The organism is Amycolatopsis sp. NPDC047767 (genome assembly GCF_040704195.1).
GTDB lineage: Bacteria > Actinomycetota > Actinomycetes > Mycobacteriales > Pseudonocardiaceae > Amycolatopsis.
This window is the reverse complement of sequence record NZ_JBEYSJ010000011.1, coordinates 243,821-259,220: the sequence shown is the minus strand read 5'-3', so window position 1 is coordinate 259,220 and position 15,400 is coordinate 243,821. Positions and strand designations below refer to the sequence as shown.

2 protein-coding genes (1 of these 2 only partly in view) are annotated in these 15,400 nt (G+C 74.6%); both read right to left on the bottom strand.

What is annotated here, in order from left to right; translation table 11 throughout:
• Nucleotides 1–5,409 carry an acyltransferase domain-containing protein gene (locus AB0878_RS21810; protein ID WP_366582076.1) on the bottom strand — a complete coding sequence of 1,803 codons (5,409 nt, stop codon included), beginning with the start codon at nt 5,407–5,409 and terminating at the stop codon, nt 1–3.
• Between the two features lie 15 nt (nt 5,410–5,424).
• Nucleotides 5,425–15,400 carry the 3' portion of a type I polyketide synthase gene (locus AB0878_RS21805; RefSeq protein ID WP_366582075.1) on the bottom strand. It continues 21,173 nt past the right edge of the window, so 9,976 of the gene's 31,149 nt are visible here — the last part of the coding sequence; its start codon lies beyond the right edge, outside the window; it ends in the stop codon at nt 5,425–5,427.

Here is a 15,400-nt window from a genome sequence, read left to right as displayed (position 1 = left end):
TCAGCCGAGCCCCAGTTCCTCGTCGATGAGCGCGAACATCTCGTCGTCGGTCGACTCGGCGAGCGCGGTGGCGTCCGTGGCGGCACTGCCACCGCTCAACGCGGCTGCCTGCCCGCCGTCGTGCTCCTCGACCTTCCAGTGCAGTGCGGAGAGCCGTTTGCCGAGCCGCGTCCGCACCGCGGGTTCGAGCGCGGCCGCGGCCAGGGCCGCCTCCAGCCGCTCGAGCTCCGCGAACACGGACCCGGCTCCTTCGTCGTCGGCCCCGGCACCGAGGTCGGCGCCGAGCCTGCGGGCCAGCGCGACGGGTGTCGGGTGGTCGAAAATGGTGGTGGCGGGCAGTTTCACGCCCGTTTCGGCGGTGAGCCGGTTGCGCAGCTCGACCGCCGTCAGCGACGTCATGCCCAGATCGGTGAACCCGCGCTCGACGTCCAGCGCCTCCGGCGAGCCGTGCCCCAGCACGGTCGCCGCGTGCCGCGACACGAGCTCCAGCAGGATGGCCTGCTGCTCCCGCGCGCTGCGGCCGGCCAGCTTTTCCGCCAAGGCCGAGCCGCCCGCCTCCGCGGGTGCGGCCGCCCCGGCCGCACGCCGCGCCGGCGGGCGCACGAGCCCGCGCAGCACGGGCGGGATCTCCTCGTGGGACGTGCCGCCGAGCCGCATCGGCACCGGTACGACCAGTGCCGCGTCGACCTCGGCGGCGGCGTCGAACAGCCGCAGCCCGAGCTCGGCGGACAGCGGCAGCACCCCGCCGCGGCGGAACCGGGCGAGATCGGTGTCCTCGACACCACCGGTCATCGTGCTGCGCTCGGCCCAGAAGCCCCATGCCAGCGACGTGGCCGGGAGACCTTCGGCCCGGCGGTGTGCGGCGAGGGCGTCGAGGAAGGTGTTGGCGGCGGCGTAGTTGGCCTGGCCGGCGTTGCCGAACACGCCCGCCGCGGAGGAGAACAGCACGAACGCGGCGAGCTCCTTGTCCCGCGTCAGCTCGTCGAGTGCCACAGCGACGTCGACCTTGGGCCGCAGCACCGGGCCGAGGCGGTCCGGCGTCTGGGCTTCGAGGGCGCCGTCGTCGAGGACGCCGGCGAGGTGTACGACGGCCGTGAGCGGCTCGCCGGCCAGCAGCTTCGCGAGTGCCGCGCGGTCGGTGACGTCGCAGGCCTCGACCCGGGCGGTGGCGCCGAGCGCGGTCAGGTCGGTGACGAGTTCGCGGGCGCCCGGGGCGTCGAGACCACGGCGGCTGGTGAGCAGCAGGTCGGTCACGCCGTGCTCGGTGACGAGGTGCCGGGCGACGAGCGCGCCCAGGGTGCCGGTGCCGCCGGTCAGCAGCACCGGGCCGGTGCCCCAGCTGGCCGGCTCCGCGGTGCGTTCGGCGCGGGCGAGGCGAGGCACGGTGATCGCGCCGCCGCGGATCGCGAGCTGGGGTTCACCGCTGCCGAGCGCCGGGGTGAGCGCGGCCAGGGACGTTTCGTCGTCGTCCACGTCGACCAGCACGAACCGGCCGGGGTGCTCGGTCTGGGCGGACCGCACGAGGCCCCATACGCCCGCGCCGGCGAGCCCGGCCACGGTGTCGCCGGGTCCGGCCGCGACCGCGTTGCGGGTCAGGAGGACCAGGCGGCTGTCGTCGAAGCGGTCGTCGGCGAGCCAGGCGCGCACGGCTTCCAGCGCCGCGGCCGTCGTCTCGTGGACGCTGGTGACCAGGTCGTCCTGCGCCGGTACGAGGGGCAGCACGACGAACGGCCTCGGGTCCACTTCGGACACGGTCGCCGCGATGGCGCCGAGCTTCTCGGCGAGCGGGCCGGTGCCCACCGTCGTGTAGTCCGCGGGCCGGCCGGCCGGCGCGGGAGCCCAGTCCAGCCGGAAGAGCGCGGAGCGCAGTTCGGCGTCGGGCGCCGCGATCTTGGCCGGGTCGAGCGGGCGAAGCTCGATGTTCTCGCACGCCACCACCGGCTGGCCGGAACCGTCGATCGCGGTCAGCGCGACGCCGTCGGACGTCCGGCGCAAGTGGACCCGCAGGGTCGTGGCCCCGGTGGCCGCCACGGTCACGCCGTGCCAAGCGGACGGCAGCGCGAGGGTGTCCTCGGAGACGCAAGCCAGCAGCGACTGCAGAAGCGCGGGGTGCAGGAGACACTGCCCGGCGTCCTCCTCCAGGTCGGCCGCGAGCGTGACCTCGGCGAACACGTCGGTGTCGCCCGGCCACACGCCGGTCACCGCCGCGAAGAGCGGGCCGGCCTCGAAGCCGTGGCGGACGGCTCGGCCGGCGAACGCGTCGAGGTCCTCGGCGACGGCGTTCTCCGGCGGCCACGACAGCGCGGGGATCGGCGCGGCCGGACGCAAAGTGCCGCTCGCGTGGCAGGTCCACGGGCCGTCGTCGAATCGCGCGTAGACGGCGACGGTGCCCGTCCCGCCGTCCGGTTCGGCGATGACCTGGACCTGCGCCGCCGCGGTGCCGGCCAGCGTGAGGGGTTCGTGCACGGTCAGCTCCGCGAGCCCCGGCAGCCCGGCCTCGGCGCCGGCCCGCACGGCCCACTCGACGAACGCCGTGTCCGGCACCAGCACCGTGCCCGCCACCGCGTGGTCGGCCAGCCACGGCTGCGCCGCGAGCGACACGCGGCCGGTCAGGACCACGCCCCGGTCGTCGGCGAGCGGCACGGCCGCGCCGAGCAGCGGGTGGTCCGCGGCGGCGACGCCGAGCCCGGTGGCGTCGGCGGCCGAGGGCAGCACCTCCGGCCAGAACCGCTGCCGCTGGAACGCATACGTCGGCAGGTCCACCCGTCGGCCACCGTCGATCGCCGATGTCCAGTCCACCGGCACGCCACGCACATGGGCCTCGGCGAAGGACGTGTACAGCCGCGCCAGGCCACCCTCGTGGCGGCGCAACGACCCGACGGCGACAACACCGTCGGTGTCGGCGGTGTCTTGGATGCTCATGACCAGCACCGGGTGGGCGCTCGCCTCCACGAACACGTCGTGGTCCTCGGCCAGCAGCGCCCGCAGCGCGGTCTCCAGCTGCACGACGCCGCGGAGGTTGTCGTACCAGTACCGCGCGTCGAGCCCGGCGGTGTCCTGCCACGCGCCGGTGACGGTCGAGAAGAACGGGACCGCCGAGGTCCGCGGCGCGACCGGGGCCAGGTCCCGCAGCAGTTCGTCGCGGATGCGCTCGACGTGGTGGGAGTGCGAGGCGTAGTCCACGGGCACCTTCTTCGCCCGGACGCCGTCGGCTGCGCACGCCTCGAGGAACTCGTCGAGCGCGCCGGCGTCGCCGGACACGACCACCGAGCCGGGCCCGTTGACCGCGGCGATCGACACGCCGTCGTGCTTCTCCAGGCGTTCGGCCACGACCTCACGCGACGCGGTCACCGAGGCCATCCCACCGAGGCCGGACAGCTCGCGCGCGATGGCCTGGCTGCGCAACGCGACCACGCGGGCACCGTCCTCGAGGGACAGTCCACCCGCGACACACGCCGCCGCGATCTCGCCCTGCGAATGCCCGACGACCGCCGCCGGGACCACGCCCGCCGCACGCCAGACCTCGGCCAGCGCGACCATCATCGCCCACAGCGCGGGCTGCGCCACGTCGACGCGGTCCAGGCCCGGCGCGCCTTCCGCGCCGGTGAGCACGTCCCGCAGCGACCAGTCCACCAGCGGCCGGAGCGCGGCTTCGCACTCGTCGATCCGCGCCGCGAACACCGGCGACGCGGCAAGCAGCTCCGCCCCCATGCCGGCCCACTGGGAACCTTGGCCGGGGAACACCAGCACGGTGCGGCGCTCGTCGGGGATCCGGCCGTCGCCCTCGACCACGCCGGGGCCGGGCGTCCCGTCGGCCAGCGAGCGGACCCCGGCCAGCAGGTCCTCGCGGTTCTCGCCCGCGACGACCGCGCGGTGCTCGTGCAACGTCCGGCCGGTGGCCAGCGAGTACGCAACATCGGCCGGGTCCGCGTCGACGTCGAGCAGCGCCCGCGCCTGGCCGCGCAGCGCGGCCTTGCTCCGCGCCGACAGCAGCCACGGCACGACCCCGGTCCGTTCCGCAGACGGCACTGGCTCGACGGCAGGGGCCTGCTCCAGGATCACGTGCGCGTTGGTGCCGCTCATGCCGAACGACGACACCGCCGCCCGGCGCGGGCGTCCGGTCTCGGGGAACGGCACCGCGTCGGTCAGCAGCGACACCGCGCCCGAGGACCAGCCGACGTGCGGCGACGGCGTCTCGGCGTGCAGCGTCTTCGGGGCGAGACCGTGCTTGAGCGCCATCGCCATCTTGATCACGCCGGCGACCCCGGCCGCGGCCTGAGTGTGGCCGATGTTCGACTTGATCGACCCGAGCAGCAGCGGCCGCTCGGCGGGCCGGTCGCGGCCGTAGGTGGCCAGCAGCGCGTCGGCTTCGATCGGGTCGCCCAGCGCGGTGCCGGTGCCGTGGGCCTCCAGCACGTCGACGTCCTCGGTGGACAGTCGCGCGTTCTCCAGTGCCTGCCGGATCACCCGCTGCTGCGAAGGACCGTTGGGCGCCGTGAGGCCGTTGGACGCGCCGTCCTGGTTGACCGCCGAGCCGCGCAGGACCGCGAGGACCTCGTGGCCGTGACGCTGGGCGTCGGAAAGCCGTTCCAGCACGAGCATCCCCGCGCCCTCGGCCCAGCCGAACCCGTCGGCGCCGTCGGCGAACGCCTTGCACCGGCCGTCCGGCGCGAGCGCCTGCATACGGCTGAACTCGACCAGTGGCGCGGCCGTGGTGATCACGCTCATCCCGCCGGCCAGCGCGAGGGAACACTCCCCCGTCCGCAGCGACCGCGCGGCCCAGTGCAGCGCGACCAGCGACGCCGAGCACGCCGTGTCCACCGTGACCGCCGGGCCTTCGAAGCCGAAGGTGTAGGCCAGCCGCCCGGACGCCACACTGCCCGCGACGCCCGTGCTGACATAGCCCTCCAGGTCCTCACGAGCCTCGCTGAGCACCGAGCCGTAGTCCTGGCCGTTGGTGCCCACGAACACGCCGGTCCGCGAGCCGCGCAGCCGCGCCGGGTCGAGACCCGCGCGTTCCATGGCCTCCCACGACGTCTCCAGCAGCAACCGCTGCTGCGGGTCCATCGCGAGCGCCTCGCGCGGCGCGATCCCGAAGAACGCGGCGTCGAAGTCGGCGATCCCCTCCAGGAACCCGCCGCGGCAGGCCACGGGGAACTCGCCGCCGTCGAGCTCGGCGGGCCAGCCGCGGTCGGCCGGCAGCTCGCCGATCACGTCCCGGCCCTCGGCGGCCACGGCCCACAGGTCCTCGGCGGAGCGCACCCCGCCGGGGAACCGGCAGCCCACGCCCACGATCGCGATCGGCTCGTGCGCCTTCGCCTCGAGCTGCTTGTTCCGGCGGCGCAGGCGCTCGACCTCTTTCGCCGCCGTCCGCAGGGCCTCGACGACCTTCTCGCTGGGCGTGGTCATGGGTGTCAGCTCCGTCTAGTCGCGGGTCGGATCGGGATCGGTGAGGAACGCCTGCACGAGGTCGTCCACGTCCATCGAGTCGATCGAGGCCTCCGGGGCGCGATCGTCCACGGCAGGGTCCTCCGGGTGCTGCTCCGCCAGCTCGCGCAGCTGCCGCAACAGGCCGGCGTCGCGCAGGCGGTCAGGCGGGATCGTCGCCAGCAGGCGGGTGATCTCGGCTTCCTCGCTCGGTTCGGCTGCTTCGTCGGTGTCGCCGCACAGCAGCCCGGCCAGGTGCTCGGCGAGCACGCGAGGCGTCGGGTGGTCGAACACGAGGCTCGCGGCGAGCCCGAGGCCGGTCGCGGCGGCGAGGCGGTTGCGGACCTCGATCGCGGTGAGCGAGTCGAAACCCAGGTCCCGGAACGGTTTCCCGGCCGCGACAGCCTTCGGGTCCCCGTGGCCGAGCACCGCGGCCACCTGCGTCCGCACCACGTCCAGTGCGGCGCCCGCACGGTCGGTGACCGGCAGCGTGGCCAGCCGTTCCCGCAGGCCGGACGCGGCTGATTCCGCCTCACGCCTGCCCGCGGCCACGGAGTCGAGGACTTCGCGGGCGGCAGGCAGGTCGCCCAGCGCCGCGTTCGGGCGGACTTCCAGCAGCCCCATCAGGAACGGGCGGTGCTGCAGGTCCGCGACCACGAGCGCCGGGGCGCGATCGGTCACCGCGTGGGCGAGCGCGTCGAGCGCCAGCTCGGGCGGCAGCGCCGCGGCGCCGATCCGGTCGAGCTCCGCCGTCGTGGCCATGCCGCCGCCGGCCCAGGCGCCCCAGGAGATCGAGGTCGCCGCGAGCCCGGCGGTGTGCCGGCGTTCGGCGAGTCCGTCGAGGACCGCGTTGGCCGCCGCGTAGTTGGCCTGGCCGAGGTTGCCGACCGCACTGGAGACCGACGAGAACAGCACGAACGCGGCCAGGTCGACGTCGCGGGTCAGCTCGTCGAGCACCAGCGCCGAGGTCACCTTGGCGCGGTAGACGGAGTCGAACCGGTCGGGCGTGAGACTGTCGAGCACGCCGTCGTCGAGCACCCCGGCGGTGTGGACGATCCCGGTCAGCGGGTGCTCCTGCGGAACACCCGCCAGCAGGGCCGCCACCGCCGCGCGGTCGGCGACGTCGCAGGCCGCCACGGTGACGCGGGTGCCGCCGGCCGTCAGTTCGTCGCGCAGCTCGGCCGCGCCCGGCGCGTCCAAGCCGCGGCGGCTCACCAGCAGCAGGTGCTCGGCGCCCGTGGCGCCCAGCCGCCGGGCGACGTGCGCACCCAGCGCACCGGTGCCGCCGGTGACGAGCACCGTCCCGGACGGCTGCCACGGCGTCCCCTCGGCCGGCCGGGCCGGCACCAGACGGCGGCCGAACATCCCGGTCGAGCGCACCGCCAGCTGGTCCTCACCGGAAGTGCCGGCGACGTCGGCGATCCGGCGCACGACGTCGGCGCCGAGGTCCTCGGGCAGGTCGGCCACACCGCCCCACAGCTGCGGGTACTCCAGCGCGGCGACCCGCGCCAGGCCCCACACGCCGGTCCGGTACGGGTCCTCGACCACGTCGCCGGCCACGGCGGCGACCGCGGCCCGGGTGAAGACCCACAGCGGAGCCCCGATCTGCGCGTCGCCCAGGGCCTGGATCAACGCAGTCGTGTCGACCGCGCCGGACTGGCCCGGCGAGGCCGTGGCCAGCAGCGAAACCACCGCGGTGTACGAGGATTTCGCTGCCTCGCGCAGCGACTCCGCCAGGCAGCCACGGCTCGGGTCCGCGATCTCGACCACGGTGACGTCGCCGAGCGCGGCCACGACCTCGGTGGTCCAGGCGTCGGCCCCGGCCGGGACGAGTACCAGGCGGGGGCCCGGCGTGGCCGAGCCGAGCCGCACCGGGGACCAGGTCTCGCGGTAACGGTGCGCGTCCAGCGCCGAGCGGGCCTGCCGGCGGCGGCGCCACGTGGACAGCGCGGGCACCACAGTGGACAGTGCCGCGCCCTCCAGTTCCAGCTCCAGGCTGGCCGCGAGCGTCGCCAGGTCTTCCTGTTCGACGGCGGCCCAGAACTCCGCGTCGACGGCGTCGGCCGAGCTCGCCGCCACCGGCGCCGCGGCCCGCTCGGGCCAGAACCGCTGGTGGCGGAAGGGATAGGTGGGCAGTTCGACGTGGCCGGCGCCGGTGCCGTCGCCGGCGCGAGCCCAGTCGACGTCCACACCCGCGGTGTGCAGGCGGGCCAGAGCGGCCAGCAGCGACGGTTCCTCGGCACGGTCCTTGCGCAGCGCCGGGGTGGCGATCACGTCGTCGCCATCGGCCGAGCCGAGCGCGAGCGCCGTGAGGACGCCGTCGGGGCCGAGCTCGAGGAAGGTGTCCGCACCGGCGGCTTCGAGGGCCGCGACGCCGTCGGCGAAGCGCACGGTCTCGCGGACGTGGCTCACCCAGTAGCCGGGCGTGCCCATCCGTTCGGCCGCGTCCCCGATCGACCCCGACACGGTCGAGGCGATCGGGATCCGCGGCGCGGCGAACCTCAGCGTCTCCACCACTCGCGCGAACTCCTCCAGCACGGGTTCCATCAGCACTGAGTGGAACGCATGGCTGACCGGCAAACGCCTAGTCTTTCGGCCCAGCGCGGAAAACTCCGCCGCGACCTGCGCGACTTCGGCTTCGCGGCCGGCGAGCACGACGGCGTCCGGGCCGTTCACGGCGGCGATCGAGACGCTCTCGCCCAAGCGCGGCGCGACCTCGTCCTCGCTCGCCTGCACGGAGACCATCGCGCCGCCGGCGGGCAGCGCCTGCATGAGCCGGCCGCGGGCCGCCACGAGCACGCAGGCGTCCTCCAGCGTCAGGACACCGGCGACGTGGGCCGCCGCGATCTCGCCGATCGAGTGCCCGGCCAGCAGGTCGGGCCGCACGCCGAACGACTCGACGAGCCGGTACAGCGCCACCTCGATCGCGAACAACGCGGGCTGCGCCCACTCCGTCCGGTCGAGGGTTTCGGCGTCCTCGCCCCACACGACCTCCCGCAACGGCCGCGCCAGCTGAGCGTCCAGCAGCCGGGCGACGGCGTCGAACGCTTCCGCGAACGCGGGGAAACGCGCGTAGAGGTCGCGGCCCATGCCGAGCCGCTGCGAGCCCTGGCCGGCGAAGAGCACCGCCAGCGTCCGCTCACCGCTCTCGCCGCGGGCGGCCTCGGTGACGCCGTCCGTGTCGGCCAGCAGCACTGCGCGGTGCTCGAACGGCGGGCGCGCGGCCAGTGCCCGGGCGACGTCGATCGCGGGGGTTTCCGGGTGGGTGTCGGCGAAAGCACGCACGCGGGCCAGTTGCTCGTCGAGTGCTTCGGCGTCGCGTCCGGAGACCGGCCAGGCCACCACCGATGGCGTCACCGCCGGTTCCTCGACCGGCTCGGCCGGCGGCGCCTGCTCGATGATCACGTGTGCGTTCGTGCCGCTCACGCCGAAGGACGACACGCCGGCCCGGCGCGGACGTCCGGTTTCGGGCCAGGCCCGGGGTTCGGTGAGCAGGTCGATCGCGCCGGTGCTCCAGTCGACACGGGACGACGGTGCAGCCAGGTGCAGCGTCTTCGGCAGCAGGTCGTGCTTCAGCGCGAGCACCATCTTGATCACGCCCGAGACGCCCGCGGCCGCCTGCGTGTGGCCGATGTTCGACTTCACCGAACCCAGCAGCAGCGGCGTTTCGCGGTCCTGGCCGTAGGTCGCGAGCAGGCCCTGCGCCTCGATCGGGTCGCCGAGGACCGTGCCGGTGCCGTGGGCCTCGACGGCGTCGACGTCCGCAGTGGACAGTCCGGCGTTGGCCAGTGCCTGCCGGATCACGCGCTGCTGCGAGGGGCCGTTCGGGGCGGTCAGGCCGTTGGACGCACCGTCCTGGTTCACCGCGCTGCCCCGCACGACCGCCAGCACCTCGTGGCCGTGGCGGCGGGCGTCGGAAAGGCGTTCGACGAGGATCACGGCGACGCCTTCGGACCAGCCGGTGCCGTCCGCGCCGTCGGCGAACGCCTTGCACCGGCCGTCGGGCGCGAGCCCGCCCTGGCGGGTGAACTCGCTGAACGAGTCGGCGGTGGTCATGACGGTGACGCCGCCGACGACGGCCAGCGAGCACTCGCCCGAGCGCAGCGACTGGCTCGCCCAGTGCAGCGCGACCAGCGAGGACGAGCACGCCGTGTCCACCGTGACCGCCGGGCCTTCGAAGCCGAACGTGTAGGCCAGCCGGCCGGACGCGACGCTCGCCGCGAGCCCGGTGCTGACGTGGCCTTCCAGGTCTTCGGCGGCGTGGGCGACGAGGTCGGCGTAGTCCTGGCCGTTGGTGCCGATGAACACGCCCGCGTCGGTGCCGCGCACGGCGGCAGGGTCGATGCCCGCGCGCTCGAACGCTTCCCAGGTGGTTTCGAGCAGCTGCCGCTGCTGCGGGTCCATCGCCAGCGCCTCGCGCGGCGAGATGCCGAAGAACGCGGCGTCGAACAACGGGAGGTCGTGCAGGAAACCGCCGTGCAGGGCGTCGCTGCGGCCGCGGCCGTCGCCGTCGCCGTGGGCCAGCAGGTCGAGATCCCAGCCGCGGTCGGTCGGGAACGGCGTGATGCCGTCCCGGCCTTCGGCCACCAGCTCCCAGAACTCCTCGGGCGAGGTCACGTCGCCGGGCAGGCGGCAGCTCATGCCGACGATCACGACGGGGTCGTCGTGGTCGGCCCCCTGGGTCGAAGGACGAGTGCCCCGCGCCGCGGTGCCGGTCTTGCGCTCGCCGAGCAGCTCGGCGAGGAGGTGGTCGGTGAGCACCGAAGCCGTCGGGTGGTCGTAGACGAGCGTGGCCGGCAAGGCGAGTCCCGTCGCCGCCTTGAGGCGTGTGGGCAGCTCGACGGCCGTGAGCGAGTCGAACCCGAGGTCGCGGAACGCGCGGTCCGGCGCGATCGTCTTGCTCCCGGCGTGGCCGAGGACGCGGGCGACGTTCCGCCGCACGAGGTCCAGCACCACCGCGCGGCGCTCCTGCTCGGGCAGGCCGCGCAGCCGTTCGGTGAGCGCGGATCCCGCCGCGGCGGCCGCGGCGCGCTGGTCGGCCAGCACCTGCCGGGCCTCCGGCAGCCCGGACAGCAGCGGCGACGGGCGCAGGCCCAGCACCGCCTCGAGGAACGGCCGGTGCCGCAGGTCGGCGACCACAGTCGAGGTCTCGTCCGCCGCGACCAGCCGCCGCAGTTCGGTGAGGGCGAGCTGCGGGTCGAGCGCGCCGGGTTCGGTGCCCCACGCGCCCCAGCCGATGGCCGTCGCGGGCTTGCCCTCCGCGCGGCGGCGGGCAGCGAGGGCGCGGAGAGCCGCGCCGGCCGTCGCCTGGGTGGCGTGGGCCGGGGTGCCGACCGAGCCGGAAGCCGAGGCGAAGAGCACGAACGCGTCGAGGTCGGTGGCCAGCTCGTCGAGGACGAGCGCGGGCTCGACGGTCGTGGCCCAGTCGTCGCCGTCGAAGCCCGCGGTGTGGACCACGGCGGTGATGTCGTGGCTCGCGAGGAGTTCGGCAATGGCCTCGCGACCCGGGCTGACCAGGAGCACGTCGTCGGCGCCCCATTCGGTGAGGCTGCGGGCGACTTCTTCGCCGAGCGGGCCGGCGGTGGTCACCAAGACGGTGCCGGACGGCGTCCACTCGCCGCAGTCCGGCGCCGGAGCCGGTTCCAGGCGCCGGGCCAGCACGCCGGTCTCGCGGATGGCGAGCTCGTCTTCGTCCCCGGCACCGCTCAGCACGGCGGCCAGGCTGGCCAGCACGTCGTCGTCGAGCGCGGCCGGCAGGTCGACGAGACCACGCCACGTCGCCGGGTGTTCCAGCGCCGCGACGCGGCCGAACCCCCACACCGCGGCCTGGGCCAGGTCGGCCCCGTAGTCCCGGGTGACCGTCCACAAGGGAGCGTTCGCGGTGCGGGCCAGCTCGGCCGTCTGCTCGACGCTCGGCAGCAGCGACACGACGCCGGTGACATCCTCGACGTCGGCCAGCTCATCCGCGGCGACCGGCGTCAGGCCGAGACCGTCGACGATCCGCTCGGTCCACTCGTCGTGCTCGTGGACGACGGCGAGCCAGGTGCCGGTGAGGCTGCCCGTGACGGCTGCCGGGACCCAGGTTTCGCGGTACCGCAGGGAGTCCGCGCGGCTGCGGTTGCGCCAGGCGGCCAGCGCCGCGACGTCACCGCGGTCGACGGCGGCCCAGAACTCGTCGTCGGCCACGTGCTCGTCGGCGCGCTCGGGCCAGAACCGCTCGCGCTGGAACGCATACGGCGGCAGCACCACGCGGGCCGCCCCGGTGCCGGTGAACAGCTCGGACCACCGCACGTCCACGCCGGCCACGAACACCTCGGCCAGCGCGGTCACCGCGGCCTGCTCCTCGTCGCGGTCCCTGCGCAGCAGCGGAACCGCGACCTCGGCGCCGTTCGCGCGGGCCATCGCGGCGAGGGTGCCGTCGGGCCCGAACTCCAGGAACGCGGTCGCGCCCTGCTCGGCGAGCGCCCGCACGGCGTCGGCGAACCGGACGGTGGCGCGGACGTGCTCGACCCAGTAGCAGGCGTTCGCCGGTTCGGCGAGCGCGCCGGTCACGGTGGAGACCATCGGGATCGCCGGCGCCGAGTACTCCAGTGACTCCGCCACCGTGCGGAACTCGGCGAGCACCGGCTCCATCAGCGGCGAGTGGAACGCGTGCGAGACGGCCAGGCGCTTGGTCTTGCGGTCGGCGAAGTGCGCGGCAACGGCGTCGACCGCGGCCTCGGTGCCCGCCAGGACGAGCGCGGCCGGTCCGTTGATCGCGGCGATCGCCACGTCGTCCGTCAGGTGCGGCGTGACCTCGTCCTCGGTGGCTTCCAGCGCGAGCATCACGCCACCGGCGGGCAGGGCCTGCATCAGCCGCCCACGAGCAGTGACGAGCTTCGCGGCGTCTTCGAGGCTGAACACCCCGGCGACGTGGGCCGCGGCGATCTCGCCGATCGAGTGCCCCGCGACGAACTCCGGCGTGACACCCAGCGACTCGGCGAGCCGGAACAGCGCCACCTCCAGCGCGAACAACGCGGGCTGTGTCCAGCCGGTCTCGTCGAGCCGGTCGGCGTCCTCGCCCCACACGACGTCGCGCAGGCCTTCGGGCAGCACCGCCAGGACCTCGTCGAACGCCTCGGCGAAGACCGGGAAGCGCGCGTAGAGCCCGCGGCCCATGCCGAGCCGCTGCGCGCCCTGGCCGGCGAACAGCACCGCGAGCGTCCGATCCTGTGCTTCGCCGCGAGCGAGCTCCACGCCGTCGGCGAGGACCGAGCGCTGCGCGAAAACACTGCGGCCGGCCAGCGTGCGGCCGACGTCCAGCGGGTCACCGGCGACCCGGGCGATCTGCGCGTCCAGCGCCTCCGGCGTCTTCGCGGAGTACACCCACGGCACCACGGTCGGCGCCAGCGTCGCCGGCTCCGGGCGTTTGGCCGCCGGGGCCTGTTCCAGGATGAGGTGCGCGTTGGTGCCGCTGATGCCGAACGACGACACCGCCGCACGCCGCACGCGGTCGACCTCCGGCCACGGCCGCGGTTCGGTGGCCAGCTCGATCGCGCCCGACGTCCAGTCCACGTGCGACGAAGGCGCGTCCACGTGCAGCGTCTTCGGCACGGAGCCTTCGCGCACCGCCATGATCATCTTGATCACGCCCGCCACGCCGGCGGCGGCGAGGCTGTGACCGATGTTGGACTTGACCGAGCCCAGCAGCATCGGCGTCTCACGGTCCTGCCCGTAAGTCGCGAGCAGCGCCTGGGCTTCGATCGGGTCGCCCAGCGCGGTGCCGGTGCCGTGGCCCTCCATCACGTCGACGTCCTGAGTGGACAGTCCCGCGTTGGCCAGCGCGGCCCGGATCACGCGTTGCTGCGAAGGCCCGTTCGGTGCGGAGAGGCCATTGGAGGCGCCGTCCTGGTTCACGGCGGAGCCGCGGATGACGGCCAGGATGTCGTGGCCGTTGCGCTTCGCATCGGACAGGCGTTCCAGCAGCACGAGCCCGACGCCCTCGGCGATGCTCATGCCGTCGGCGGCCTCGGCGAACGCCTTGACGCGCCCGTCGGCCGCCATCATGCGCTGGCGGCTGAAGCCGACGAACGTGCTCGGCGTCGCGACCAGCTGCACACCACCGGCCAGCGCCAGCGTGCTCTCGCCGCTGCGCAGTGACTGGCACGCCAGGTGCATCGACACCAGCGAAGACGAGCAGGCCGTGTCGATCGTCACCGCCGGGCCTTCCAGCCCGAAGACATAGGAGATCCGACCGGACAGCACACTCGAGTCGGCGCCGGTCACGCGGTGGCCTTCGGCCCCGTCGGGAGCTTTGAAGGCGGATGAGCTGTAGTCGTCGGCGCTGGCGCCGACGAACGTGCCCGTGCGGCTGCGGCGCAGCGTCGCCGGGTCGATGCCGGCGTGTTCGAACGTCTCCCACGCCGTCTCCAGCAGGAGCCGCTGGCGCGGGTCCATCGCGACGGCCTCGCGGGGCGAGATGCCGAAGAACTCCGCGTCGAAGTCGGTGGCCTGGTCCATGAACCCGCCGTGCGTGGCGTAGGTCTTGCCGGCGCGGTCGGGGTCCGGGTCGTAGAGGTCGCGGATGCGCCAGCCGCGGTCGGCCGGGAACTCCGTGACCGCGTCGACCCCGGCGCCCACCAGGGCCCACAGGTCTTCGGCCGAGCGCACGCCGCCCGGGTAACGGCAGCCGATGCCGACGACCACGATCGGGTCGCCGTCCAGCGCCTTCGCCGGCGCCGCGACGGCTTCCGGTGCCGCTTGCGCGTCGCCCACCAGGTCGGTCAGCAGCAGCTCGGCGAGCCGCTCCGGCGTCGGGTGGTCGAAGACCAAAGTGGACGGCAGCCGCAGGCCGGTCGCAGCCGTGAGCCGGTTGCGCAGCTCGACCGCGGTGAGCGAGTCGAAGCCCTGCTCACGGAACTCGCGGCGCACGTCGATGGCGTGTCCGGACGCGTGGCCGAGCACCGCCGCCGCCTCCGTGCGGACGAGCTCGGCCAGGAACTTGAGCCGTTCGCCCGGCCGAAGCTCGCCGACGCGACGGCCGAGCGAGCTGGCCGCGCCCGTCGCCGAAGCCTGGGCCGCCGTGCGCCGGCCGCCCGTGACGAGGCCGCGCAGCAACGCAGGGACCTCGTTCTGGCGGCGCAGTGCCGCGGTGTCGAGCTTCGCGGCGACGACGAGCGCCTCGTCGGTGCCGACCGCGCCGTCGAACAACGTCAGGCCGTGGGCGGTGTCGATGGGTGGCAGCCCCGCGGCGCTCATGCGCGCCACGTCGGTGTCGCTCAGTTCACCGGTCATCCCGCTGGCCTGCGCCCACAGCGTCCAGGCGATCGACGTCGCCGGAAGTCCTTGTGCGGCGCGGTGGGCGGCGAGCGCGTCGAGGTAGCCGTTGGCCGCGGCGTAGTTGCCCTGGCCCGGGCTGCCGGTCACGCCGGCGACCGAGGAGAACAGCACGAAGTCCGCGAGATCGTCGTCGCGCGTCAGCTCGTGCAGGTGCCACGCGGCGTCGACCTTGGGCCGCAGCACCTGCGCCAGCCTTTCGGGCGTCAGGGATTCCACAGTGCCGTCGGCGAGCACACCGGCCGTGTGGACGATCGCGGTCAGCGCGTGCTCGGCCGGCACCGATGCGAGCAGGGCAGCGACGGCGTCGCGGTCCGCGGTGTCGCACGCGGCGAGCGTGACCTCGGCGCCGAGCTCCGTCAGGGCGGCGTGGAGTTCGGCCGCGCCGGGCGCGTCCGCGCCACGGCGGCTGACCAGCAGCAAGTGGCGCATCCCGCGTTCGGCCACCAGGTGCTTGGCCAGCTCTCCGCCGAGCACGCCGGTACCGCCGGTGATGAGGACGGTGCCTTCGGCGTCCCACGCCTTCGGCTGGGTGAGCACGATCTTGCCGGTGTGTTTGCCCTGGCTCATGAACCGGAACGCGTCGCGGGCGCGGCGGATGTCCCACGTGGTCACGGGCAGCGGCTTCAGCACGCCGGCGTCGAACAGCTCCAGCAGC

Excerpts from the sequence above, each read along its gene's own strand:
- AB0878_RS21810 (WP_366582076.1), bottom strand. The coding sequence starts at position 5,409 with ATGACCACGCCCAGCGAGAAGGTCGTCGAGGCCCTGCGGACGGCGGCG.